The organism is Micromonospora sp. NPDC048905, from assembly GCF_040649655.1.
Taxonomy (GTDB): Bacteria; Actinomycetota; Actinomycetes; order Mycobacteriales; family Micromonosporaceae; genus Micromonospora.
On sequence record NZ_JBEZFV010000008.1, the window covers coordinates 125,385 to 148,158 of the forward strand.

Annotated in this window: 24 protein-coding genes; 11 read left to right on the top strand and 13 right to left on the bottom strand. The window is 71.7% G+C overall.

Features of this window, described 5'->3' with window-relative positions; translation table 11 throughout:
• Positions 1-157: 157 nt before the first annotated feature.
• The 6 genes from AB0C01_RS21855 to AB0C01_RS21880 all read right to left on the bottom strand — a co-directional run bounded on the left by AB0C01_RS21855 (position 158) and on the right by AB0C01_RS21880 (position 5,472).
• Complete coding sequence (locus tag AB0C01_RS21855; protein ID WP_357571955.1) at positions 158-1,168, bottom strand: NADPH:quinone reductase; 1,011 nt, start codon at positions 1,166-1,168, stop codon at positions 158-160.
• A 28-nt stretch (positions 1,169-1,196) separates the two neighbouring features.
• Positions 1,197-1,850, bottom strand: a complete 654-nt coding sequence (locus tag AB0C01_RS21860; protein WP_357251799.1) for an HAD family phosphatase — start codon at positions 1,848-1,850, stop codon at positions 1,197-1,199.
• 32 nt (positions 1,851-1,882) lie between these two features.
• Complete coding sequence (locus tag AB0C01_RS21865; RefSeq protein ID WP_357252053.1) at positions 1,883-2,710, bottom strand: hypothetical protein; 828 nt, start codon at positions 2,708-2,710, stop codon at positions 1,883-1,885.
• A 187-nt stretch (positions 2,711-2,897) separates the two neighbouring features.
• Positions 2,898-3,590, bottom strand: a complete 693-nt coding sequence (locus AB0C01_RS21870; protein ID WP_357571956.1) for an FKBP-type peptidyl-prolyl cis-trans isomerase — start codon at positions 3,588-3,590, stop codon at positions 2,898-2,900.
• A gap of 146 nt (positions 3,591-3,736) precedes the next feature.
• The gene (locus AB0C01_RS21875; RefSeq protein WP_357251805.1) at positions 3,737-4,375 is read right to left on the bottom strand and encodes a DUF4241 domain-containing protein; all 639 of its coding nucleotides are present in this window, start codon (positions 4,373-4,375) and stop codon (positions 3,737-3,739) included.
• A 74-nt stretch (positions 4,376-4,449) separates the two neighbouring features.
• Complete coding sequence (locus AB0C01_RS21880) at positions 4,450-5,472, bottom strand: Ku protein (protein WP_357571957.1); 1,023 nt, start codon at positions 5,470-5,472, stop codon at positions 4,450-4,452.
• Between the two features lie 85 nt (positions 5,473-5,557).
• Between AB0C01_RS21880 and ligD (AB0C01_RS21885) the strand changes: the two genes are divergently transcribed.
• The 3 genes from ligD (AB0C01_RS21885) to AB0C01_RS21895 all read left to right on the top strand — a co-directional run bounded on the left by ligD (AB0C01_RS21885) (position 5,558) and on the right by AB0C01_RS21895 (position 8,565).
• Positions 5,558-6,499 carry a non-homologous end-joining DNA ligase gene (gene ligD, locus AB0C01_RS21885; RefSeq protein ID WP_357571959.1) on the top strand — a complete coding sequence of 314 codons (942 nt, stop codon included), beginning with the start codon at positions 5,558-5,560 and terminating at the stop codon, positions 6,497-6,499.
• On the top strand, positions 6,489-7,415 hold the full coding sequence (ligD, locus tag AB0C01_RS21890) for a non-homologous end-joining DNA ligase (protein ID WP_357571960.1): 927 nt from the start codon (positions 6,489-6,491) through the stop codon (positions 7,413-7,415). Before ligD (AB0C01_RS21885) ends, ligD (AB0C01_RS21890) begins: the two co-directional genes overlap by 11 nt.
• Positions 7,416-7,515: 100 nt before the next feature.
• A complete protein-coding gene (locus tag AB0C01_RS21895) occupies positions 7,516-8,565 on the top strand; it encodes a hypothetical protein (protein ID WP_357571961.1) in 1,050 nt (349 codons plus the stop codon).
• Positions 8,566-8,699: 134 nt separating this feature from the next.
• Here the strand turns inward: AB0C01_RS21895 and AB0C01_RS21900 are convergent, their stop codons facing one another.
• Positions 8,700-11,000, bottom strand: coding sequence for an esterase-like activity of phytase family protein (locus AB0C01_RS21900; RefSeq protein WP_357571962.1), 2,301 nt, complete (start codon positions 10,998-11,000; stop codon positions 8,700-8,702).
• Positions 11,001-11,054: 54 nt separating this feature from the next.
• Positions 11,055-12,164: a hypothetical protein gene (locus tag AB0C01_RS21905; RefSeq protein ID WP_357571964.1), complete on the bottom strand. Its 1,110-nt coding sequence runs from the start codon at positions 12,162-12,164 to the stop codon at positions 11,055-11,057.
• 145 nt (positions 12,165-12,309) lie between these two features.
• Between AB0C01_RS21905 and AB0C01_RS21910 the strand changes: the two genes are divergently transcribed.
• Genes AB0C01_RS21910 through AB0C01_RS21925 form a run of 4 tightly spaced genes read left to right on the top strand, consistent with a single transcriptional unit; the run spans position 12,310 to position 14,475 of the window.
• On the top strand, positions 12,310-13,062 hold the full coding sequence (locus tag AB0C01_RS21910) for a TIGR03089 family protein (protein WP_357251826.1): 753 nt from the start codon (positions 12,310-12,312) through the stop codon (positions 13,060-13,062).
• A 40-nt stretch (positions 13,063-13,102) separates the two neighbouring features.
• Positions 13,103-13,348: a toxin HicA gene (locus AB0C01_RS21915; protein ID WP_357251828.1), complete on the top strand. Its 246-nt coding sequence runs from the start codon at positions 13,103-13,105 to the stop codon at positions 13,346-13,348.
• Positions 13,348-13,692 carry a toxin-antitoxin system HicB family antitoxin gene (locus AB0C01_RS21920; protein WP_357251831.1) on the top strand — a complete coding sequence of 115 codons (345 nt, stop codon included), beginning with the start codon at positions 13,348-13,350 and terminating at the stop codon, positions 13,690-13,692. The genes AB0C01_RS21915 and AB0C01_RS21920 overlap by 1 nt, the downstream gene beginning before the upstream one ends.
• Before the next feature lie 57 nt (positions 13,693-13,749).
• Complete coding sequence (locus AB0C01_RS21925) at positions 13,750-14,475, top strand: hypothetical protein (RefSeq protein WP_357571965.1); 726 nt, start codon at positions 13,750-13,752, stop codon at positions 14,473-14,475.
• 109 nt (positions 14,476-14,584) lie between these two features.
• Here the strand turns inward: AB0C01_RS21925 and AB0C01_RS21930 are convergent, their stop codons facing one another.
• Positions 14,585-14,956 carry a DUF4267 domain-containing protein gene (locus tag AB0C01_RS21930; RefSeq protein ID WP_357571966.1) on the bottom strand — a complete coding sequence of 124 codons (372 nt, stop codon included), beginning with the start codon at positions 14,954-14,956 and terminating at the stop codon, positions 14,585-14,587.
• Positions 14,957-15,044: 88 nt separating this feature from the next.
• Between AB0C01_RS21930 and AB0C01_RS21935 the strand changes: the two genes are divergently transcribed.
• Positions 15,045-15,617, top strand: coding sequence for a TetR/AcrR family transcriptional regulator (locus tag AB0C01_RS21935; protein ID WP_357251839.1), 573 nt, complete (start codon positions 15,045-15,047; stop codon positions 15,615-15,617).
• A 16-nt stretch (positions 15,618-15,633) separates the two neighbouring features.
• Here the strand turns inward: AB0C01_RS21935 and AB0C01_RS21940 are convergent, their stop codons facing one another.
• On the bottom strand, positions 15,634-16,146 hold the full coding sequence (locus AB0C01_RS21940; RefSeq protein ID WP_357571968.1) for a hypothetical protein: 513 nt from the start codon (positions 16,144-16,146) through the stop codon (positions 15,634-15,636).
• Between the two features lie 13 nt (positions 16,147-16,159).
• On the bottom strand, positions 16,160-16,468 hold the full coding sequence (locus tag AB0C01_RS21945) for a hypothetical protein (RefSeq protein ID WP_357571969.1): 309 nt from the start codon (positions 16,466-16,468) through the stop codon (positions 16,160-16,162).
• A gap of 362 nt (positions 16,469-16,830) precedes the next feature.
• On the opposite strand from AB0C01_RS21945, the gene AB0C01_RS21950 reads away from it, so the two are divergent.
• Entirely contained in the window at positions 16,831-17,040 is a 210-nt protein-coding gene (locus AB0C01_RS21950; RefSeq protein ID WP_357251847.1) for a winged helix-turn-helix domain-containing protein, read from the top strand.
• Between the two features lie 123 nt (positions 17,041-17,163).
• On the opposite strand, the gene AB0C01_RS21955 is transcribed toward AB0C01_RS21950, so the two are convergent.
• Entirely contained in the window at positions 17,164-18,843 is a 1,680-nt protein-coding gene (locus tag AB0C01_RS21955) for a DNA repair helicase XPB (protein ID WP_357251850.1), read from the bottom strand.
• 171 nt (positions 18,844-19,014) lie between these two features.
• Between AB0C01_RS21955 and AB0C01_RS21960 the strand changes: the two genes are divergently transcribed.
• Positions 19,015-19,902, top strand: a complete 888-nt coding sequence (locus AB0C01_RS21960) for a L,D-transpeptidase family protein (protein ID WP_357251852.1) — start codon at positions 19,015-19,017, stop codon at positions 19,900-19,902.
• Positions 19,903-19,999: 97 nt separating this feature from the next.
• Positions 20,000-20,236, top strand: a complete 237-nt coding sequence (locus AB0C01_RS21965) for a hypothetical protein (RefSeq protein WP_357251855.1) — start codon at positions 20,000-20,002, stop codon at positions 20,234-20,236.
• A 27-nt stretch (positions 20,237-20,263) separates the two neighbouring features.
• Here AB0C01_RS21965 and AB0C01_RS21970 read toward each other — a convergent pair whose 3' ends face one another.
• On the bottom strand, positions 20,264-22,747 hold the full coding sequence (locus AB0C01_RS21970; protein WP_357571971.1) for a helicase-associated domain-containing protein: 2,484 nt from the start codon (positions 22,745-22,747) through the stop codon (positions 20,264-20,266).
• Between the last annotated feature and the right edge of the window lie 27 nt (positions 22,748-22,774).

Here is a 22,774-nt window from a genome sequence, read left to right on the forward strand (position 1 = left end):
CGGGAAGTGTCACGCGACATTCCTCCGCAGGGGCGGCCCCGGCGTTCGCACCGCGCCGGGGCCGCCCGTTCCACGCGGGGTGACCCGCATAGTCATTGTTGCGAAACTTGTTCGCCTCTGTCCTGATGACGGGGAAATCGGGTGGTCAGCGACCCGATCAGGCGTCGCTCGTGGCGATGAGCACCTTGCCCACCGTCGAGTCCTCCACCGCCTGGTGCGCCGCGGCCGTCTCGGCCAGGGAGTAGGTGTGCAGCGGCAGGCCGGCATCGGCGCCGACCCGCAGACCGCCCTGGTCGGCCGCCGCCGCCACGTCCTTGACGCCCTGCGCCTTGGCCGCCTTCGGCTCGGTGTAGACCAGCACGAACTGCCACCTGGCGTTCGGCACCATCATCGCCCGGATCGGGATGCTCACCTCGTCGCCGCCGTCGTCGGCGTACATGCAGACCGCGCCGCCGTGCCGCAGGACCTGTGCGTCGATCGCGGCGTTGCGGGCAGGGGAGACCTCCACGATCGTGTGCACCCCGTCGGGAGCGATCTTGCGGACCTCCTTGACCACGTCCTGCTCCCGGTAGTTCACCACGTAGGAGGCACCGGCAGCCGCCGCGAGCTGGGCCTTCTCGGCGCTGCTCACCGTGGCGACCACCGTGGCGTCGGCCCAGCGGGCGAGCTGGATCGCGGCGTTGCCCACCGCGCCCGCCCCGCCCTGCACCAGCACCGTGTGGTCGGCCAGCGCACCGGCGCGCAGCGTGTCCGGCATGAACTCGCCGGCGGTCAGGCAGCGGTGCGCGGTGAGGAACGGAATGCCCAGGGCCGCCCCCAGCTCGAACGGGGCGTCGCCGAGGCGTACCGCCTGTCGGACCGGCACCAGCGTGTATTCCGCCGCCGTGCCCCACGGCCGCTGCCAGGCGGCCTCCCAGATCCAGACGCGCTCACCGATCAGGTCCGGGTCGACCCCGTCGCCGACCGCCTCCACCACTCCCGCGCCGTCCTGCCCGGGAATCTGCCAACCCTTCGGCGCGGAGGAGCGCCGGGACTTCCAGTCGGTCGGGTTGACCCCCGACACCGCCATCCGGACCAGAACCTCGCCGGCCCCCGGCTCGGGCACCGGCCGATCGACCAGCTCCAGCACCGAAGGGTCGCCGGTCTGCTCGTACACGATCGCTTTCATTGGTGGTCTCTACCCCTCTCGGCCGGCGTCAACCCAGGCTCTCCACCAGCTCCGGGGTCAGCTCCCCGATCGCCCCGAGCGTCACCACGGCGAGCCGGGCGGCATCCGGGTCGAGTGGGTAGGACCCGTGCGGCACGGCCACCACCCGCATCCCCGCCGCGGCGGCCGACCGCACCCCGTTCGACGAGTCCTCCACCGCCACACAGCGAGCCGGGTCGACGCCGAGGCGCTCAGCGACGCTCAGGTAGACGTCCGGTGCCGGCTTGCCCCGCTCGGTCTGCTCGGTGGAAAGGGTCGCCCCGAACGCGTCGGTCAGACCGGTGGCGGCCAGCGCCGCCTCGATCAGGCGGGTCGGCGACGAACTGGCCAACCCCAGCGGCCACCGTGCGGCCAATCGGCGGACCACCTGGTCGGCGCCGGCGATGAGGGGTACGTGGTCCCGGTAGCGTCGGGTCATCTCCTCGACCACCTCGACGGCGACCTGCTCGGCGGTGCGGCCGACGCCCAGCTCACCGCTGAGATAGTGGGCCCACTCGCCGGTGCTCATCCCCATCAGTCGACGTTGCGTGTCCGGCTGCCACGTCCCGCCGTGCGTCGCCACGTACGCCCGGCGGACCTCCTCCCACACCGGCTCGGAATCCACGATCACGCCGTCCAGGTCGAAGACCACCGCATCAGTCACGCGCCCATCCTGCCCGATCGGCGGGTGCCCGGTCAGCCGGGCAGCGCGGGCAGGGCGAGTGGGCTGCTCTCGGGGAGCAGGGTGTGGGCGGACCTGGCAATTGGCTCCAGCAACTCCCGGAGGCGGTCCGTGCCGTCCGGGCCGAGCGCCTGCCACGGGTGGGCAGCCGCCCGGTCGGTGGCGTCCTCGATGGCCTGGAACCCGGCCCGGGCGTGGTCGGTGGCCGCGCCGTCCCCGGTCAGCCAACCCCCCTCGGTGAGCCGCTTCCGGGCGGCGTGCCACTGCTCCTCGGACCAGCCCCGGCCCAGCAGGTACTGCGGCTGCGAACCGTCCAGAGCGACCCGCCCGGTCAGCGTCTCCACCGGGTCCAGTCCGGCGGCCACCAGCGCCGCCACGTGCCCGTCCCCCCGATGCTCGCGCAGCGTGGTGGCGGCCTGCCAGAGCCGCGCCAGCGGATATTCCCCGACCGGAAGCGCCGCGTTCGCCGCGCCGAGCACCCGGCCGGCGGTCTGCGCCGCCGAGGCGGCCCGTTCCAGCAGGTCGGCGGCCTCCGCCAGGTGCGACTCCGGCAGCTCGTAGGTCAGCTCGGCCAGCGCCTGCACGGCACCGGTCAGGCGGGCGCGCAAAGCCTCCGGCGGGGTGGCCAACCGCCACACCGCCGGCAGCGCGCGGGACACCATCGGCGGCGCGAAGGTAAAGAAGGCGGCGATCACCGGGGCCGCCTCGGTGGCGCCCAGCGGCGCGGCCCGGCCGGCGAAGTAACCACGCCAGTAGCCGCGCAAGCCGACCGCCTCGTACGCGGCGCGGGCCCGAGGGTGCAGGTAGGTGACCGCGTGCACCGGCTCGAAGTAGGCCCACATCGACCGGGCGGTCCGCCCAGGCTCGTCCAGCGCCGTCATCTGCACCTCCGCGTCGGAGTCCCGGATCACCCCGGACGGCGAACCGCCCGGGGTGACGCCGAACCTACTGCCGCTGGGTGACGGGCCGGAAGCCCCATGTGAACAACTCCATCGCGCCCCGGCGACAACCGGGGCGATCCGGACGGCGTCACTGGGCGGCGAGCACGTCCACCACGAAGCGCAGCGGGCCGGTCGGGCGTCCGCCGGCCTTGGCGGCGTCGTTGCCGTACGCCAGCTCGCCCGGGATGTCGAGCTGCACCCGGCTGCCCACGGTCACGCCGACCAGGCCCTGGTCCCAGCCGGGGATGACCTGGCCCACGCCGATCGGGAAGGTGGCCGGCTGCCCGGACTGCCAGGAGGAGTCGAACTCCTTGCCGTCCTTGAAGAACACCCCCACGTAGTTGGTGGTGATGTTCTGGCCCTTCTGCACGGCCGGGCCGGTCCCCTTGATCAGCGGGGTGACCGTGAGCTTCTTGAGCTCGCCCGTGCCCGGCTTCACCGTCGGCTTGCTGCCCAGCGCCGGGTCGGCGCCGGCCGGCAACTGCGGAGCGGGGGGCGCGGCGGCGTCAGGGCCGTCGGGGGCCGGGGCGGACGCGGACGGGGTCGCGTCGGCCTGGTTCTTGGGCTTGTCGTCGTCGCCACCGCCGCCGATCGTCACGAACACGCCGATCAGCACGCCGGCAACGGCGACGGCGGCCAGACCGCTCGCCCACGCGTTGCGCCTGCGCTTCCGGTCGGCAGCCTTCTTCGCCGCCAACTGGGCGGCCAGCCGGCGCCCCGACTTGGTCGCCGGGCTCTGGTCCTGGTCCGCCGGCCGGTTCTGCTGCGTCCGCTCGCTCACGTCGTCGACTCCCTGCTGCGAAGTGTGGCCGGCACCCGGTGCCGGGGGGAAAGCCGACGCACACGGTACCCGCACCACGGCCCACCGTGCCGGCCACGGACACCTCGGATCGCCCAGCGCGGCAGTTCCGGGCCGTTCCCGGGCGGTTATCCCGGGATGACCATGAAGTCGGTCACGAACGACGTGACCCGGCCGTCGGCGGTACGCCCGATCCAGGTGCCGTAGCAGCCGTCGCCCCAACCGGTGGCCACGGTGACGACGTTGGCCCCGCTGGCCTCGTCCAGGACGGCATTGATCAGCCTCGGGACCGGGGACGAGGGCAGCTCGCCGGAGAGGAAGACCTGCTCGACCCGGTCGTAGTCCCAGCCTTCCAGGACACCGAGCGCGGTCGGGTCGGCGAGGGTGCCGACACCGGCGTCCACCCCGTACCCGAAGTAGTCGTCCGCGCCGAGCGTGGACACGTCCTGGTCGCCCGCGACGGCCGGCTCCCACCGGGTCGTCGGCTCGGCGGAGACGACCAACTCCAGTGCGGCCACCCGCCGGTCGACCTCGGCGTCCTCCCGGAGCACCACGGCCACCCAGGCGCGGGCCGCATACCGCCCCGGCGGCACGGTGACCGTGAACGGCTCGGCGTCCGGGCAGACCAGCGGGTCGCACCCGACCACCTGGCCGGTGGGCAGCACCACGTCGTCCACCGGGTGGACCTCGATCAGGTACGCGCCGTGCTGGTCGGTGAAGCGGGCGCCGGGCGTCAACAACCGGTCCAGGTCAGGGGTGTACGGCATGGGGGCTCCTCCGGTGGCCAGCGGCCGGCGGAGCGTACCCGGCCCGCCGGACATCGCCGTCGCTGCCGTACCGGTCAGGCGCTCTTGCGGGGTGCGGTCTTGCGGGCGGCCGTCTTCTTCGCCGGCTCCGCCTTCTTCGCGGCGGTCTTCTTGGCCGGCTCGGCCTTCTTCGCGGCGGTCTTCTTCGCGGCCGTCTTCTTCGCCGCGGTCTTCTTCGCGGGGGCCTTGGCGGCCTTCTTCTCCGCCGCCTTCTGCGCCGACCGGGCCGACGAGATCGGTGTCGGCTCGCCGCCACCGCCACCACGGGCGGGTTGCTCGCCGCGGGCCGCCTTGGCCCGCTCCACCGACGCCTTCAACGCGGCCATCAGGTCCACCGCCGCGGCCGGGGCCTCCTCGACCTCCTCCGGCTGGACGACCTCCCGACCCTCCACCTTGGCGTCGATGACCTCCTGCAACGCGGCCCGGTAGTCGTCGGTGAAGACATCCGGCTCGAACTCGCCGGTCATCGAGTCGATCAGGGAACTGGCCATCGCCAACTCTGGTGGGCGCACCTTGAGGTCCTCGTCGAGGAAACCGAAGTCCGGGGTACGGATCTCGTCCGGCCAGAGCATGGTGTTGAGCAGCAGGACTCCCTCGCGGACCCGCAGGGTGGCCAGCTGCTCCCGCTGACGCAGCGCCACCTTGACGATGGCCACCCGCTCCGAGTCGATGAGCGCGTCGCGCAGCAGCACGTACGGCTTGGTGGCCGTGCCCTCCGGCTCGAGAAAATACGCCTTGTTGTAGAGGATCGGGTCGACCTGCTCGGCCGGCACGAACTCCAACACGTCGATCGCGCGGGAGCTGGTCAGCGGCAGGTCGGCGAAGTCCTCGTCGGTGAGGATCACCATCTCGCCGCCGCCGATGTCGTAGCCCTTGGCGATGTCGTCGTAGGTGACCTCCTCGCCGCAGACCGAGCAGGTGCGCTTGTAGCGGATCCGGCCACCGTCCTCACGGTGTACCTGGTGGAACCGAATGTCCTTCTCCTCGGTGGCGGAGTAGAGCTTCACCCCGATCGAGACGAGCCCGAACGACACGGCTCCCTTCCAGATGGCACGCATCCTGCGCTCCCTTCCCCGGTATCGACCATGCTCGCATCCCGATGAACCGGACGCGAGGTGTTCGGCCTGCTACTACAGTCGGGTCGTGCCCGGCGCGCCGCTCAAGCCGATGCTCGCGATGACCGGGCCGCTCCCGGCGGGTGACGGCTGGGCGTACGAGTTCAAGTGGGACGGGGTCCGCGCGCTCGCCGACATCTCCGGCGGCGACCAGCACCTGTACGCCCGCTCCGGCGTGGAGATCACCGCCGCGTACCCCGAGCTGGCCACCCTCTACGAGCAGGTCGACGACGCGCTGCTCGACGGCGAGGTGGTGCTGCTCGGTCAGGGCGGGCAGCCGTCGTTCACCGCGCTGGCCGAGCGGATGCACGTCCGGGACCGGGCCAAGGCGGCCCGGTTGGCGGCGGTCATGCCGGTGACGTACATGATCTTCGACCTGCTGCGGCTGAACGGGGACGACCTGACCGGCTGGCCGTACGAGCGCCGCCGGGAGGCGCTGGAGGCGCTCGCGCTCGGTGGCCTCCGGTGGGCGGTGCCGCCGATGTTCGCCGACGGGCCGGCCACCTACGAGGCGGCCGGTGAGCACGGCCTGGAGGGCGTGATGGCCAAGCGGGTCGGTGCCGTCTACCGCCCGGGGGTGCGCTCGCCGGACTGGGTGAAGGTCAAGCTGGAGGTGACCGGCGACTTCGTCATCGGTGGCTGGCGACCGGGCGCGCGTCGGATCGGCGGGCTGCTGGTCGGGGTGCCCGGTCCGGACGGCCGGCTGATCTACCGGGGTCGGGTCGGCGGCGGGATCGGGGCGGCCATCGAGCGGCAGCTCCTCGCCGAGTTGGAGCCGCTGCGCTCCGGCGTGTCACCGTTCGCACCGGGTGTGCCGCGCGAGGATGCCCGGGGTGCCATCTGGGTAGAACCTCGGGTGGTGGTGGAGGTGAAGTACGGCCAGCGCACCCCGGACGGCCGGCTGCGCTTCCCCCGGGTGCTGCGGTTGCGCCCGGACAAGCCGCCGGAGGAGGTCGACGATGCCGGCTGAGCGGCTACGGGTGGACGTCGAGGGCCGCCCGCTGGAGCTTTCCAACCTGGACAAGGTGCTCTACCCGGCGGTCGGTTTCACCAAGGGTGAGGTGATCGACTACTACACGCGGATCTCGCCGGTGCTGCTGCCGCACCTGCGCGACCGGCCGGTGACCCGGATCCGCTTCCCCAACGGCGTCGACGACAAGTCGTTCTTCGAGAAGAACACGCCGGCCGCCACCCCGGACTGGGTGCGGGTGGAAAATCTGCCCGCGCCCGGGTCGACGAAGGGCCGGGAGACCATCGACTACGTGGTTGCCGACGACCTGCCCACCCTGGTGTGGCTGGCCAACCTGGCCGCGTTGGAGCTGCACACGCCGCAGTGGAAGGTCGGCGAACACCCGGACATGATGGTCGTCGACCTGGACCCGGGGCCGCCGGCCGGGCTCGCCGAGTGTTGTCCGGTGGCGGTGTTGATGCGCGACCGGCTCGCCGACGACGGCATCGAGTCGTACCCCAAGACGTCCGGCAAGAAGGGCATGCAGCTCTGCTGCCCGATCGCGGGCACCCAGCCCTCCGACGACGTCTCCGCCTACGCGCGGCGGATCGCCCAGGAGTTGGAGAAGGCCCACCCGAAGCTGATCGTGTCGAAGATGGCGAAGAACCTGCGCCCCGGCAAGGTCTTCATCGACTGGAGTCAGAACAACGCGGCGAAGACCACTGTCGCGCCGTACTCGTTGCGGGCACAGTCGGTGCCGTCGGTGTCGACGCCGCTGACCTGGGACGAGGTCGAGGCCGGCGCCCGCGGCCGGAAGCCGGCCGTCCGCCAGTTCACCGCCGCCGAGGTCCTGGCCCGGGTCGAGGAGTACGACGACCTGCTCGCCCCCCTGCTCGACGGCGGCCCGGAACTGCCGGCCATCAGCCGGTCGAGCTAGCGCGGACCAAGGCTCCGGGAGGACGGGTTTGCACGGCTCGTGACAGTTGTTCCTGTCCGGTACCGTCCGAGCCGCAACTCCTAACAACACGGGGGAACCCTTGACCAAGTCCTTCACTTCCCGCCGCGTGCTGGCCTGGACCGCGCCCGTGGCGCTGGCGCTGACCGCGCTCGCCCCGGCCCTGCCGGCCCAGGCCGAGGCGAAGCCCACGCCCACCGTCACCGCCGGTCCGGTCGACAAGGACCTCAACGATGACGGCGTCGCGGACCTGGTCGCTGTCGGCGGCCCAGGCACTCGCCTCGCCTCCGGCGTCTGGTCGGCGCTCGGCCTGAAGTCTCGCAAGACCGGCGTCGGCACCGGCAAGGTGCAGACTCCGGCCATCAACATCGGCCTACTCGGCACTGGTGTCGGCGGAGACGAGTCCGGAGCGGACTTCGACGGCGCCCAGGTCATCACCGGCCGCTTTACCGGCAGCGAACGCCAGGACTTCCTCTATTACTACCCGACCGGCAACTCCGCCGGTGCCGCCATCCTTCTCCGCGGTGCCGGAGACGGCACGATGCCCAGCCCCTACAACAACCAGTTCTCCATCCCGTACGAGTTTCTGGCCGACGCCAACGGCAACAGCCCTCTGCAACTCGCGAACGCGTTCCAGGCTGACGGCGTCGACACCAGCATCCCGGATCTGTTCGGCATCGCCGGCGACGCCACCAACGGCTACCGGCTCGGCTACCACCCCAACTTCCACGCGCCGGGCCTCTACTACGGTGTCACCGACCTGACCAACCCCACGCCGACCGGTGCGGCGGACTGGCAGAACTGGACCATCGCCAGCACCGAGACCGCGTCGGGGGTGGCTCTCTTCCTGCGTAACGCCGGCACCGGGCACCTGTACCTGTGGACCGGGGTCACCATGGTCGACAACGGTGACGGCACCGGCACGTTGACGCACACCCAGTACCGGGTGGCGACGAACTGGAACACCGGCGTCGCGATCAGCGCGCTGCAGGCCGCCGACATCAACGCCGACGGCACGCCGGACCTGTGGACGGTGCTGCCGAATGGCACCTACCGGGCGTACCTGATCTCCGGCTTGTCGAGCAGTGGCACCGCGACGGTCACCGCCACCCGCGCCCGGCGGCTTGCCTGACCTTCCGGCGTGAAGGCGCGTGACCGGCCGGAGGCGTACCGGCCGGGATCGCGATCGTGGCACTGGCAAAGAGGGAGGCCCGGCGTCCACGTGGGTGGACGCCGGGCCGAGGTGGCTTCTCCGAGCGCTGCCGATCAGCGGTGCCCGAAGACCTTCCGGCTGGAGCCGAGGCGCAGGAGCACCGTCTCGCCGGTGGCGTCCTGCACCCCGTCGTTGTCGGTGATCGCGTACACCTCGCCGTTGCCCGCGACGGTCAGGCCCTCCAGCTTCTCCTGGGTCCAACCGTTCGTGGCGCGCAGCGCGGGCAGCACGTCGACGGCGAGCGTCTTCGGCAGCACGGTCAGCGGGCCGGTCGCCGCCGCGCCCGGCAGCGGCACCGTGTAGATCCGCTTGACCGTGGCGGCCGGCCCGTTCAGCTTGTCCCGCTCGATGACCGCGAGCCGGTCGCCGACCACGGTGATCTCGGAGAGGCCCATCCAGTCACCGGGCACGCTGGTGGCGTCCAACTGGTAGCCGTACCAACTCCAGGTGCCCGCGGTGACGTCGTAGCGACCCAGCCGGACGATCCCGGCCGGGTCGGTGCTCAGCTCCCGCTGCACGGCCACCCAGACGATCTCCCGACCCTGCCGGTCGGTGGTCGCGGTGACGCCCTCCAGGCCCTGCTTGCCCAGGCCGGCGGCGACCTCGGCGGGCAGCGCGACGGTCTGCCGGGTCACCCCGGCGGCGTCGAGCCGGACCAGCTTGTTCTCCGCGCCCTTGGCACCCTCGACGGCCAGCCAGAAGCCGCCCTGCGGGCGGGCGAAGATCCCCTCCGCGTCGTACCCGACCGGGGTGCCGGCCGCGTCCCGCACCGGCAGGGCGCCGGTGATCAGGGCCGGCGACCGCTTCGCGTCGATGGTGAGGATGCGGGTCTGGCTGTACGCCGCGTCGGTGACGCTGTAGAGCTGGTCCCGCTTGCCCGGCACCGCGCTCAACGCGCCGAGCGCGCCCCAACCGATCGGGGTGCCGGTGCGGTCCGCGCCGGAGACGATGCTCGGGAACTCCGGGGTGCGCCTGCCGAGCTGGAAGAGCGACACCGAGGCGCGAACGTTCACCGAGGCGTCGTCCTCCTCACTGGAGACGGCGAGCAGCCCGCGGGACGGGATGGGCAGCAGTCCCTCCGGTCCGTTGGTGGTCGGCAGCACCTGCCGGAAGACGGGCTTCGTGGGGTCGCCCAGGTCGTAGACGGCGACGAAGTTGCTGCGCTCCGAGCCGACGAACGCGTACCGCACGCCGTCGTACTCGGCGACGGCCACGCCCTCCGGCTCGGTGCCCTTCTTGGCGGCCCGGTCCTCGTTGTGCAGCCCATAGGTGACGGCGAGCCGCTCGAAGGTGTTGCCGGCGTCCCAGGCGACCCGGCCACTGCGGCTGTCGAAGATCGACCAGCCCCGGGTGCCTCCGTGCCAGTCACCCTCGTTGGCCGTGGCCAGGTAACGGTCGTCGACCCAGGCCACCGCGTCCGGCTCGCGGGGGACGTCGGTGATGCTGCCGGTCAGGTCGATGACACCGTCCTTCCTGGTGTCGATCCCGTTGATCGTGGCGGTGCCAGCGCTGAACACCGTGGTGATCCGACCGGTGGGCAGGTCGATGAGGGCAACACCGTTGTTCTCCTGGAGCGTCACGGCCAACTGGTTGCGGCTGTTGATCGAGACGTACTCCGGCTCCGGGTCGGTCGGCGCGGCGAGACCGGCCTGGACCAGGGCGGGCAGCGCGCTCCCGTCGGCGCCGGTCAGCGCGACCGGGCGCAGCCGCCAACCGGCCGGGGACTTCCCGGTCAGGTCGACGATCTGCACGAAACCGGCGGGCGCCTGGGGCAGGTCGCCCTCCTCGCCGCCGGGCGGGGTGGCCTCCTCGTCGCGCTCGTTCTCGATGGCGATCGCGGCGTACCGCTTGTCCTTGCTGATCGCGATCGAGTCGGGCTGACCGCCGAGGTCGAAGCTGGCCACCCGCTTCCGGCTGGCCAGCTCGATCACGTCGAGCCGACCTGACGGCCCGGTGTAGCTGCCGCTGGTGTTCACCACCACCAGCACGTACCGACCGACCACGGCGACCGAGGTGGGCTCGTCCTCGGCGTTGCCGAGCTGTGCCAGGGAGAGCGTGCCGAGGCCGCGCGGCCGGTCGGCGCGGGAGATGTCCAGGAAGCCGATGCGTCGGGCCAGCGCGTCGGTGTGGATCAGGGTGCGGCCGTCCTCGCTGACCGCCGAGATCTCGGCGACCGTCGCGGTCGCCGGGTCCTCCCCGGCCGGGCGGTTCTGGAACACCGGGAACGTGGCGACCCGGTCGAAGGCGAGCGACGGGTGGTGGTGTCCGCCGGCCGACGCGGGGGTGGCCCCGGTCAGGCTGGCGGCGGCGACACCGGCTGCGGTGAGCGCGGCGAATGCATTTCTGAGAGTCAAGGACTTCCTCCGTTAGGTCGTACCCGGACGGAGGCTGACAGTTGTCGGGGAGCGTCAGCTTGCGCCGACATGAACAGTCGGCGAACCCCGGCGCAGCCGCCACCAGGCACCGCCGAACAGGACGACCGTGACGACGGTGACCGCGATGTCGCCGGCCAGGGCAGCCGCCGGAGAGGCCGGGGAGTACGGCGGCACCACGTACGCGAACGCGGCGGCCATGACCAGGCCCGCGCTACCGGCGACAAGCACGTGCCGCTGCCCCCAATTGCTGCGCGACGACCAGTAGACGATCAGCCCTCCGGCGGCCGCCGCGAGCGCCAGCGCGATCGCCATCCCCGGCCAGCCGGGCATCAGGTCGGCGCCGAGGCGGACGAGGACGATCGGCAGACCCACCCAGAGCGGATGCGGCGCCCGACGGGCCCGGCGCGGGTGGGGGCGGCGCCAGCGGGGCAGCAGCGCCGTTCCGACGAGCGCGAGGACCACCACGGCGGTGAAGGCCAGTTGGAGTGGGCTGGCCAGGAAGCCCTTGTCCCCGCTGATGTTGGAGAAGATGAACAGACTGCCGAGCAGATAGATCAGACCGACGACGAGGAGACCGGGTCGGCCCAGCCACGGCCGGAGCCGGCGGTCCCGCCCGAGGAACGACTCGATCAGCACGATCGGCGCGCAGATCGTCAGCACGATGTGGTTGCCCACGTAGTCGAACGCCTGCCGGAGGCTGAATTCGAGCCCCGGCACCAGCGTCGCCTCGGCGGCGGCCCGGGTGTCGGCGTACTGGGTGTCGTCGAGGAAGTCGGGATTGAACAGCGACTGGTCGACCAGCCCGGCCTGGAGTACGCCGAACGCGGCGGCGAGCAGCACGATCGTCGGCCAGCTCGCGCCGAGGTGCCGAGCGGTCTCCCGGATCAGGATCGCCGCGCCGCCGTACATCGGACCCAGGAAGATCAGCACCGGGAGGAAGTCGTCGATGGCGAAGCCGCCCCACGAGCACTCCGCCGCCCAGGGCGCGAGCAGCAGCAACGCGATCACCGGCAGGAGCCGCCGGCGCAACGGCAGCCGCGTGGTGGCGACCGGGTGGTCGGTGGCGGCCGGCTGGTCGGTGGCGACCGGGTGGTCGGCGGCGGCCGGGTGGTCGGCGGCGGCGGGGTCGGGTCCGGTCGGCATGGGCGCTCCTCGGCGGTGGCGTTTCGCCTGTCACCTCGTACCGTGCGGAGGCCAAGCGGTCGTCCGATACGGCCATCGGGCGGCGATCGGAGCGACCAAAGTCGTTGCGTAGGGTGGGGCCGACGTCAACCCGGGGAGCGTGGAGATGCAGCCAACCGTCACGGCCGAACTGGCGGCCCAACCCGCCGACGCCGAGCAGCCCCTGCTCAGTTACCGCGACGAGGCGACCGGCGAGCGCGTCGACCTGACCGCACAGCAGGTCGGCGTCTGGGCGGCGCGCAGCGCGAGCCTGCTGCGGGACGGTTGCGGGCTCGGCCCCGGCAGCCGCGTAGCGGTGTTGCTGCCGCCGCACTGGCGTACCGCCGCGGTGTTGTTGGGCGCGTGGGCCTCGGGCCTGGCGGTGTCGTTCCGACCGCGCGCCACCGCGGGCCTGCCCGTGCTCGAACCGGGCGGTGACCGGCCGTTCGACGCGGTCCTGGTGACCCCGCAGCGGCAGGACGACTGGCTGGAGGACGTGCCGGACGCGCCACACCGCTACCTCGTCGGCACCGGCCCGGGGCGGTTGGCCGACGTGCCGCTGGGTTGGTTGGACTGGTCCGCCGAGGTGCTTCGCCACGGCGAGGCGACGCCCGAGCACACCGCCATCCGCCCGTCGGACCCGGCCACCGCGGACGGCACCACCTACGGCCAGTGGGGCGCGATCGCCCAGGAGTACGCGAAGATGCTGGGCCTGCGCGCCGGCGATCGTCTGCTGGTCGACGCCGCCGAGCACGAGGAGCCATTGAAGTGGCTGCTCGCGCCGCTCTCGGCCGGCGCGTCCGTGGTGATCAGCGCCAACCTCGACCCAGCCCGGCGGGACGCCGTCGCCGCCGCCGAGCGGGCGACGCGCATCCTTTGAATGGGTGGAGCGGTGGTACTGCGGGTAGTACCATTGCTGGGTGCCCTCGATAGCCAAGCTCGTGGAAGCGATGCGACAGCATCAGCAGAACATCGCCTACAACGATCTCTATCGGGTGTGCGAGCACTACTTCGGGAAGCCGCGGCAGGCGGGGACCTCGCATGCCGTGTTCAGGATGCCGTGGGTCGGTGACCCACGCGTCAACATCCAGGACGACAAGGGCAAGGCCAAGGCGTATCAGGTCCGGCAGGTCCTCAAGGCGATCGACAAGAAGGAGGCGATGTGATGCAACCCGACGCCCGTCCCGAAATCACGCACTACACATACCGCGTCACCTGGTCGGTCGATGACCAGGAGTTCGTCGCCACCTGCGCCGAGTTTCCGTCGCTCTCCTGGCTGGCCCCCGCACAGGTTGAGGCGCTGCAAGGTCTTCAGGGTCTCGTGCAGGAGGTGATCGCGGATATGGAGGAGCAGGGCGAGCCGGTGCCGCAGCCGTTCGCGGAACGAAGCTATTCGGGCAAGTTCAACCTCCGTGTCGGGGAGAGCCTCCATCGCGAACTCGCCATCGAGGCTGCCGAGGATGGGATGAGCCTCAACCAGTACGTCTTACGGAAACTGCGCGCCGCCTGAGCAGTCGGGCAGCGCTTGCTCTGACCGATTCGGCTTTGGTGAAACCGGGGTATCAACGTGTCCCGGACGCCGCGACCTCTTGAAAACCGAGTCGATCAGGGCCGCGTCACCCTGTTCGCCCTCGGGGTGGTCGCGCCGGGTCCGGCGGCGGCGCCGCTGCCCCGCGCGGCCCAGGCCGACGGCCCCACCACCCCCGACCCGCGCGAGCCGCGCCCGCCGCTGCTCCCCGCCGACTTCCAGGGCACCGGTCGGTACGTCGTGCGGGACCTCGGCATCGACGTGCCGTTCTCGTGGCAGGGCCGCGACGGCAACAGCCAGATGACCGCCGGCGGCCCGGACCATCCGATCTGGTTCACCAACCTGATCTACGAGAACACCCTCTACACGCTGACCTACAAGTGGCCGAACATTCCGCTCTTCCCGCCCCGCGCGTGCAGCAAGGTGCCGGGGTTCTTCAACCGGCAGATCTTCAACGACAAGCTGAAGACCGCGCGGTATGTGGGGCCGGAGGTCCTGCACGGTGACCAGGACCGGCACGTCGACCACTGGCGGGTCGGTGTGGTCGGGGGCTCCACCGTGCCGGGGGAGTTCTTCCGGTTCCCGCTCGCGCTCGGCGACATCTACGTCGACCAGCACGACCCGACCCGGTGGTGGCAGGTGTTGCAGTTCGGCCTGCAGAACCTCTTCGACCCGGAGCTGGACGAGTGGTTCACCATGGACACCTTCGACCACCGCCCCGGCGAGGTCACCCTCCCCGACCGCTGCCCACCACCCACGCCGTAGCCCATCCACTCCGTTGATCAAGAGGTTTACGTCATCGATCGGCCTGATGATGACGCAAACCTCTTGATCAACGCGGGCGGGGTCAGGGCCGGGTCTGGATTGGGCTTGGTTACCGGGCGAACAGCAGGGCGGCGTCCAGGAGGACGACGACGGCGGTGGCGAAGTGGATGCCGAAGGCTACGGCCTTCGTCCCACCGTTGCGGAGCACGATGACGGTGTCGCCCAGCGGGACGAGCGCGACGACCAGCATGAACCACGCGACCGCGTCGGCGGTGGTGAAGGCGATCAGGGCGAGGCCGAGTAGGCCATAGCTGAGATCGCGTACGCCCTTGACGGATAGGTAGGCGGGATCTCCCTCCGGCCGGGCCGGTACGCCGTACCCGGCAGCCGACGCGGTCGGCGCCAGCAGGAACCGCGCACCGATGAAGACGATGAAGAGGTTGAGTAGGACGGCGAGCCCGTAGGCGAGGGGTGACAACATGGTCCGCTCCGATTGCTAGCGCTGCTAGATGTGAGAGCGACGCTAGCAGAGCGTTGGCAGGATATCTAGCGGTGCTAGAGTTCAAGTCATGTCGACTCAGACGCGCCGGGAGCGCGAGCGGGCGGAACGGGAACGGGCCATCGTCGAGGCGGCGCGCGACCTGGCTCTGGCGGAAGGCTGGGACGCGGTCACCACCCGCCGACTCGCCGCCGAGATCGAATACAGCCAGCCCGTCCTCTACAGCCACTTCAAGGGCAAGGACGCCATCATGGCGGCGGTCGCCGTCGAGGGCTTCGCCGAGCTGGCCACCGCGCTCGCCTCGGCCCGCGCCTCGGCCGCCGACCCCCGGCAGGCGGTCGCCGACGTCGCGGCGGCGTACACCACCTTCGCCGAACAGCGGCCCGCGCTCTACGACGCGATGTTCACCCTCGCCGTGGACCTGCCGTTCGCCAGCCAGGACGTCCCGACCGATCTGGCCCGGGGCTTCGCCGAGCTGGCGGAGACGGTGCGCCCGGTCGCCGGGGACGACGACCTGGAGACGGTCACCGAGACGTTCTGGAGCGGCCTGCACGGGCTGGTCACGCTGATGCGCAGTGGCCGGCTCCGCCGCGCCGGCCACCAGCAGCGGCTGGCCGTGCTCGTGCGCAGCTTCTCCCGCTGAGCGGTCCGGCTGTGCGTCAGGTGCCTGCGTCGAAGCGGATCAGGGGGTGGAGGCGTTGCGGGAGCAGGTCGTGCTGGTCGGCCGGCCGGGGCGCGCAGGCGGCGACGGTTTCCCGCTTCTGCATCAATCCGGCCGCTGCGCCCGTGCTGGCGCTGTCGCCCGCAGCCTTCCTCGGTGCCAACTTCGAGACACGCTGTGGCGAGATGCCAAGAAGTGCACCCGCGTCGCGGACCGTGTAGCCCTTCGCCAGGAGTGCCTGTGCGGCGGTGGCAGTCGCCTCCTCGGCGGACTTTTCGGCCTTGCGCAGCGCGCTCCGGGCTTTGCGAACGCGGGTCACCTCTTGCGGCAGGTCGGGCTCCACCTCGACGTCGAAGCTGTGTGGGTCGACGTCGAGCATCAGCGCAATGGCCGCCCGTGCCGTCGCCTCCACCTGATCGAGGCGACGTGCCTGGGAGGCAACACCCTTGACCTCCGGCACGGTGATGGCCCACCAGTGACCTGAACGTACGCACTGCGCGGTGTACTTCATCGGCGAGCGACCCCTAACTCAAGCCCAGGCTGCGGAGGGTACCCCGCCTCGTCAATTCGTCGATCTCCTTGGGACGAGGTCGCCGCCCGCACGGCGCGAGGTGGTCGACCGGCAGGGCACACCGCGCGCCGCCGGGCAGTGGCCGGTCACAGAACACCCAATGTCGTACGCCCTGCTGGTCCTCCGCCGAGACGGTCACCCCGCCGGGCTCGACCCGCGCGCTGAGCCGGACCAGCACCCGAGCTGCGGTACGCGCGAAGATCCGGGCGCGCAGCAGATCCGGCGCGGTGATCGGCAGGTGGATCACCCAACGCTCGCTCATCGGTGTCTGCCCTTCGTCGGATGGGATCGACGTGCAGGGGCGGCCTCCGCCGGTTGCGGTCGACGGAGGCCGCCCCGCCCTGCGGCCGCTCCGGAGGTACGGCAGCAGGCCGCGCCGGGGGAGCGCGGCGGGAGGGGTCTCGGCGGCGATGCGGGACCAGTACGAGGCGCCAACCGACCGCAGCAGCACCGCATCACCGAGAGCGACGCTATTGCCACTGAGTCACCTATGTCAAGCACGTCAGTGAGTTATCTACCCGCTTATGTCACTCGCGCTACATGCGTTGCCTGCGTCGAAGCGGCTGATCAATACTGGGCGGGCCAACCGACTGCAAGGGGCTCCGCGTGCCTATCCCGCCCACAATGGACGAGCTGCTCGACGACCTGGTGAAGAAGATCAAGGACGGTACCTACGCGCCTGGGTCGCAGCTCCCGTCCGGGCGGGTGCTGGCAGACGAATACGACGTCTCCCAGTCCACGATCAGCCGGGCGGTGGCGAAGTTGCGGGAGCAGGGCGTGCTGGTGGGTCGTCCAGGGCGTGGCGTCTTCGTCGCGGAGTCCCGTCGACGTTGACCAGCCTGCACGGCCAGAGCTCGCGGCGCGGCTGCCGCGACTCGGCTTCCGTGTAGTCGGGGCATCAACCTGCCCTGCACACCCCGACTTCCGGAAAACCGAGTCGATCAAAGTTGCAAAGGTTCAGTCGAAGGTCGGGAGGGACGGGCCGAGGACGTCGTCGGCGTCGATGATCGTGTACGCGTACCCCTGCTCGGCGAGGAAGCGCTGCCGGTGCGCCGCGTACTCCGTGTCGATCGTGTCCCGGGACACCACCGTGTAGAAGTGCGCCTGCCGCCCGTCGGCCTTCGGCCGGAGCACCCGCCCCAACCGCTGCGCCTCCTCCTGCCGCGACCCGAACGTGCCGGACACCTGGATCGCCACCGCCGCCTCGGGCAGGTCGATGGAGAAGTTGCCGACCTTGGAGATCACCAACGTGCGGATCTCACCGGTGCGGAACGCGTCGAACAGCCGTTCCCGCTCCTTGTTCGTGGTCGAGCCCTGGATGATCGGCGCGTCGAGATATTCGCCGAGCTGGTGCAGTTGGTCGATGTACGCCCCGATCACCAACACCTGGTCGTCCGGGTGCCGGTCGACGAGCGCCTTGACCACCGGCAGCTTCGTGCGGGCGGTCGCCGCCATCCGGTAGCGCTCCTCGGCCTCCGCCGTCGCGTACGACATCCGCTCCGCGTCGGTCAGGGTCACCCGGACCTCGGTGCACTCGGCCGGAGCGATCCAGCCCTGCGACTCGATGTCCTTCCACGGCGCGTCGTACCGCTTCGGGCCGATCAGGCTGAACACGTCACCCTCGCGGCCGTCCTCGCGTACCAGGGTCGCGGTGAGGCCCAGCCGGCGGCGGGCCTGAAGGTCCGCGGTGAACCGGAAGATCGGCGCGGGCAGCAGGTGTACCTCGTCGTAGACGACCAGGCCCCAGTCGCGGGCCCCGAACAGGTCCAGGTGGGTGAACGCGCCGCCGCGCCGCGAGGTGAGCACCTGGTACGTGGCGATGGTGACCGGGCGGATCTCCTTGCGCTCCCCGGAGTACTCGCCGATCTCCTCCTCGGTCAGCGAGGTGCGGGCGATCAGCTCCCGCTTCCACTGCCGGCCCGCGACCGTGTTGGTGACCAGGATCAGCGTGGTGGCCTTCGCCTCGGCCATCGCCGCCGCGCCGACCAGGGTCTTACCGGCGCCGCAGGGCAGCACCACCACACCGGACCCGCCGGCCCAGAACGCCTCGACGGCCTCCCGCTGGTACGACCGCAGCGTCCACGGCTTGCGCCCGTCCTTGCCGGCCTCCGCCAGCTCGATGGGGTGCGCCTCACCGTCGACGTAGCCGGCCAGGTCCTCCGCCGGCCAGCCCAGCTTGAGCAGCGCCTGCTTGAGCCGGCCCCGCTCGGACGGGTGCACCCGGATCGTGTCGTCGTCGATCTTGTCGCCGAGCATCCCGGCGAGCTTCTTGCTCTTGGCCACCTCGATCAGCACCAGCCGGTCCAGTGCGCGCAGCACCAACCCGTACGCCGGGTCGTTGGCGAGCTGGAGTCGGCCGTACCGGTCCATCGTGTCGGCCACGTCGACCAGCAGTGCGTGCGGCACGGGATAACGGGAGTACTTCAGCAGGGAGTCGACCACACCCTCCGCGTCGTGCCCCGCCGCCCGGGCGTTCCAGAGGCCCAGCGGGGTCAGCCGATAGGTGTGCACGTGCTCGGGGGAGCGCTCCAGCTCGGCGAACGGCGCGATCGCCATCCGGCAGGCCTGCGCGTCGGGGTGGTCGATCTCCAGCAGCAGCGTCTTGTCCGACTGCACGATCAGTGGTCCACCGCTCACGCCAGCGTCCTCTCCTCGGTTGGTCGCCCGGCTGGAACGGGTGCATACCCGCCGCTGGCCGACCATCCAGTGTTGCACGATGTGGGATCCCCGAAGAAAGATGCTCACCGGCCGCAACCGTGACGGCACTCACGAACGTCTAGTAAGGGGACGATGTCAGGGGAGGTTCCAATGCAACGAGTCCGGATCACCTCCCGGCTGGTCGCCCTGGCGGTGGTTGTGCTGGTCGGCGCCGGTGCGTGCGCGTTCGATCCGCAGTCCGGTGGGAGTGGTGGCGGGGGAGCCGCCCCAGCCGGTGCGGCGGAACAGGCAACGGGGGCGAGCGCCACGCCCGGCCCGGACCAGCGCGGCCGACCCACACCGGCCGCACCCAGCCCCACGCCGAAGGCAACCCGGTCTCCGGCGCCGAAACCCACAGGCAGCGCGACGCCGAAGCCGACCACCGGCACCGGTACGCCGACGGTGGCCGGCTGCCCCCAGGGGCAGCACCAGCGCGAGGTGGAGACCTACCTGGCCCGGCTGGGCGGATTCGGGGCCGTGACCGTGGACGGGCGGCAGTCCGTTGCCGACTGCGCCGCGATCAAGAAGTTCCAGAAGAGGTACGGCATTCGCCCGGTCGAGGGTCGCGCCGGGCCAACCACGTACGACGTGGCCCAGCGCCTCGCCACCACCGACCCGGCGCGGTGCAGGGCCGGCACGGGCACCACGTTCTGCGTGGACCTGACCCGGCAGACCGTCTGGGCGGTCCGGGGCGGCAAGGTGATCATGCCGCCGACGGTGACCCGCACCGGGATGTCCGGCTACCGCACCCCGGCCGGCACGTTCACCATCAACTTCCGCAACCCGAAGGAGTGGTCCGACCCGTACGAGGTGTGGCTGCCGTACTGGCAGCACTTCACCCAGGGCATGGGCTTCCACGAAACCACCACCTACCTGCACGACAAGTCGATCGGCTCGCACGGCTGTCTCAACCTGCTGCACGCCGACGCCGTCCGGATGTGGGAGTTGGGCAGGGTCGGCACCCGGGTGGTGCTGATCGGCCGCCGGCCCGGCACCTGACCGACGCGGAGCGAATCGCGGGGATAACCCCCTGTCCGACCGGTCCAACGAGTGTCACGCTGGGAGGCCAGGGCCGGACCGGGCGGGGAGGCTGGGCATGACGGTCGACCGTGAGGTGATCCCGGAGCACGAACAAGCTCCACCCGACGAGGTGTCCCGTGCGACAGTGCTCGCCTATGCCGTCGCCGCGACGCTTCTCGTCGGGTGGTTCCTCTTCGGCTGGCTGGTGCTGCGCCAGGGCTTCGTCGACTCGGTCGGGGAGTCCGCCGGCGCCGGCTTCGCGCTGCTGCTGGTCATCTCGGTGGTCGGCACCGTACGCCGCAGCCGCCGCTGACCGACCAGCCCAACGGCCTCGCCCCGCTCAGTCCGCCAGCACCGCCGCGGTGATCCGGTGCAACGCGAACGTGTGCAGCATCTCGGTCCGTTCGTCCTCGGCGCGGAGGTAGCCCGCACCGATCGACACCGGTTTGACCAGCCGGGACGCGGTCGCCCCGTGCGCGTCGACGTAACCGACCCAGACCAGCGCCTTGTCGCGGACCGCCTGCTGGAGCACCGCCAGCGCCTCGCTGTGCGTGTGCGCCGGCACCGGGCCGCCACCCAACCCCGCCGCCCCGCCCCGCACCACAGCCGGTGCCCGCCGGGCCGCCCGCGCCGCCGCGTCACCCCGCCGGATGTGCTCCACCACCCCGAGCAGCCGGGGCATGGGCAGCTTCGGGACGGCCAGCGGATCGAGTGTCCGGGTGGTCATCGACACCCGGGCCGGGGCCCGCCGGATCCGCGGCCGGGCCAGCACGGTGCTGCCGGTGCCGTCCTCCTGCACCGGGGCGAACCCGGCGTCGCGCAGCGCGCCCAACAACCGACCAACCTGGTACGGCGTACACAGCACCGTCGGCGCGAGCCGGCGCAGCGCCAACGACTCCAACCGGCGGTCGGCCAGCACCTCACTGATCAGCGTCTCGTCGTCGCTGCGCAGGTACGCACCGGCCAGCCCCACCCGCAGCCCACCGTGCTTACGGGCCACGTCGTCCACCAGGTAGGTGAGTCCCTGCGGCACCGGGGTACGCGACCGTCGCCGGAACACGTCGTGCAGGTCGTCGGCCGTGTAGCCGGAATCCAGTGCACGCCGCACGCTCGCCGTGGTGACCCGGTGCACGCTGGCCCCGCCGGCCGACTCGAGTTCGGTCATCGCCTCCAACTCGGCGGCGAGCGCCGGCTCGGGTGGGCCGGGCACCACCACGGTCAGGTCGGCCTGCACCAGGAAGTGGTCGACCGGGGCGGGCAGCAGCGCGTCCAGGGCTCGGGCGGCACTCGACGGGTCACCGCTCTCCACGTCGGCGTGCACGCCCAGCGGGTCGTCGCCCCGCTCGTCGGCCGACGTCAGGTCACCGAGCAGCAGCCGACCGTACGACGTGAGCGCCCCCAGCCCGGTCACGCCGAGCTGCGCCGCCTCGGCCAGCACCTCCCGGTGGGCGGCGTCCCGGCCCCGGCTGCGCCGCGGCGCCCGCCAGTCCAACAGGTCCTGCACCTCTTCCGCGGTGGGCGCGGTCGCCGGTTCCAGGTCGGCGAGCACACCGAGCACCGCCCGACGGGTGGCCGGCGCGCTGGCCCGTTCGGCCTCGGCGGAGAGCGCGGTGATGGGCCGGTCCCGGTCGTCGCGGCGGCCGACCAGCCCGACCTGCCGGCTCATGCTCAGCCAGGCTCGGGCGAGCTGCTCCCATCGTTGGGCCAGCGAGGCGGCCCGCCACACCTCGTACCCGCCGGTCGGCAGCACCTGCTGGTCCGCCCCGTACCGGCTGGTGGTCGCACCGGGCATCTCCAGCTCACCCGCGAGCCCCGCCGCGTACGCCACCTCGAGCAGCAGCGCGGTCGTCGACTCGTCCAACCCGGCGGTACGCGCCAGCCGTCGCAGGTCCCGTACGCCGATGCCACCCGAGCGCAGCACCGGCGCGGGCTCGTCGGCGAGTTGCTCCAGCAGCCCCTCGGTGTGCCGGACCACCTCCATCGTCTGCCCCGCGCCGGCCGAGTCGACCGCCTTCGGCTCACGCGGCGCGGCGGTCACCGGCGGTGGGCTGGTGCGCAGCGGCCCGAGTGGCCCGCTGTCGCGGCGGAGCAGCAGGCCGACCTCTCGGGGCAGCTCCACCGTGCCGCTGGACGTCGGCGAGCCGGTCGTCACGGGGACCAGGAGCCGGTTGTCGACGAGCCACCGCACCGGGGAACCGGTCGGGGCGCCACCGTTTGTCGGGTCGGCGAGCACCGGGTCCTCCGCACCGAGCGGCGGCGCCTGTAGAGCGCCCGCGGGCACGCTGCCCACGGGCGGGCCAGCCGCCAACCGGTCCAGGATCGCCCGGGCCGAGGGCGGGGCGGCGAGCAGCGTCCGTCGTAGCTTCGCCGGGTCCGCGCAGAGCGCGGCCGTGCGCGGGTCCAGCTCCGCCGCTGGCCGGCCGAGCCCGGCGGGGTACGGGGAGACCTCGTCGACGGCGGGCACCACGTGCAGCGCGTGCTCCGGGCCGTACAGCAGGAAGAGCGCGCGTAGTCGGCCCACGGCGGCTCGGACGGCCGTCGGCGCGGGCGGGTGCGGCCCGGTGGTCGCCATGGCGAGTACGGCGTCGGTGGCCGTGGTGCCGTCGTCCGGGTCCCGGGTGAGGCGGGCGGCGTCGAGGATCTGCTGGGTGAACTGGTCCAGCCCGTCCAGCGCGCGGGCCACCGACACCCGGGACTGTGCCCGGATGGACAGGGCGGAGATGTCGGCTGGCACGGGCACGACGAGGTCGGGCCGCAGCTGGAGGAGCGCGGCCAGTGACTCGTCGGGCAGCGACCGCAGGTGGTCGGCGAGTGAGGTGGTCATCGTGTTTCCACGCTAGCCCGGCAGTGG

Bases quoted from the DNA above. Each gene is read 5' to 3' on its own strand.
- AB0C01_RS21855 (WP_357571955.1), bottom strand. From the start codon at position 1,168: ATGAAAGCGATCGTGTACGAGCAGACCGGCGACCCTTCGGTGCTGGAG.
- AB0C01_RS21865 (WP_357252053.1), bottom strand. From the start codon at position 2,710: ATGTGGGCCTACTTCGAGCCGGTGCACGCGGTCACCTACCTGCACCCT.
- AB0C01_RS21875 (WP_357251805.1), bottom strand. From the start codon at position 4,375: ATGCCGTACACCCCTGACCTGGACCGGTTGTTGACGCCCGGCGCCCGC.
- AB0C01_RS21880 (WP_357571957.1), bottom strand. From the start codon at position 5,472: ATGCGTGCCATCTGGAAGGGAGCCGTGTCGTTCGGGCTCGTCTCGATC.
- ligD (WP_357571960.1), top strand. From the start codon at position 6,489: ATGCCGGCTGAGCGGCTACGGGTGGACGTCGAGGGCCGCCCGCTGGAG.
- AB0C01_RS21905 (WP_357571964.1), bottom strand. From the start codon at position 12,164: ATGCCGACCGGACCCGACCCCGCCGCCGCCGACCACCCGGCCGCCGCC.
- AB0C01_RS21910 (WP_357251826.1), top strand. From the start codon at position 12,310: ATGCAGCCAACCGTCACGGCCGAACTGGCGGCCCAACCCGCCGACGCC.
- AB0C01_RS21920 (WP_357251831.1), top strand. From the start codon at position 13,348: ATGCAACCCGACGCCCGTCCCGAAATCACGCACTACACATACCGCGTC.
- AB0C01_RS21930 (WP_357571966.1), bottom strand. From the start codon at position 14,956: ATGTTGTCACCCCTCGCCTACGGGCTCGCCGTCCTACTCAACCTCTTC.
- AB0C01_RS21935 (WP_357251839.1), top strand. From the start codon at position 15,045: ATGTCGACTCAGACGCGCCGGGAGCGCGAGCGGGCGGAACGGGAACGG.
- AB0C01_RS21940 (WP_357571968.1), bottom strand. From the start codon at position 16,146: ATGAAGTACACCGCGCAGTGCGTACGTTCAGGTCACTGGTGGGCCATC.
- AB0C01_RS21945 (WP_357571969.1), bottom strand. From the start codon at position 16,468: ATGAGCGAGCGTTGGGTGATCCACCTGCCGATCACCGCGCCGGATCTG.
- AB0C01_RS21950 (WP_357251847.1), top strand. From the start codon at position 16,831: ATGGACGAGCTGCTCGACGACCTGGTGAAGAAGATCAAGGACGGTACC.
- AB0C01_RS21960 (WP_357251852.1), top strand. From the start codon at position 19,015: ATGCAACGAGTCCGGATCACCTCCCGGCTGGTCGCCCTGGCGGTGGTT.
- AB0C01_RS21965 (WP_357251855.1), top strand. From the start codon at position 20,000: ATGACGGTCGACCGTGAGGTGATCCCGGAGCACGAACAAGCTCCACCC.
- AB0C01_RS21970 (WP_357571971.1), bottom strand. From the start codon at position 22,747: ATGACCACCTCACTCGCCGACCACCTGCGGTCGCTGCCCGACGAGTCA.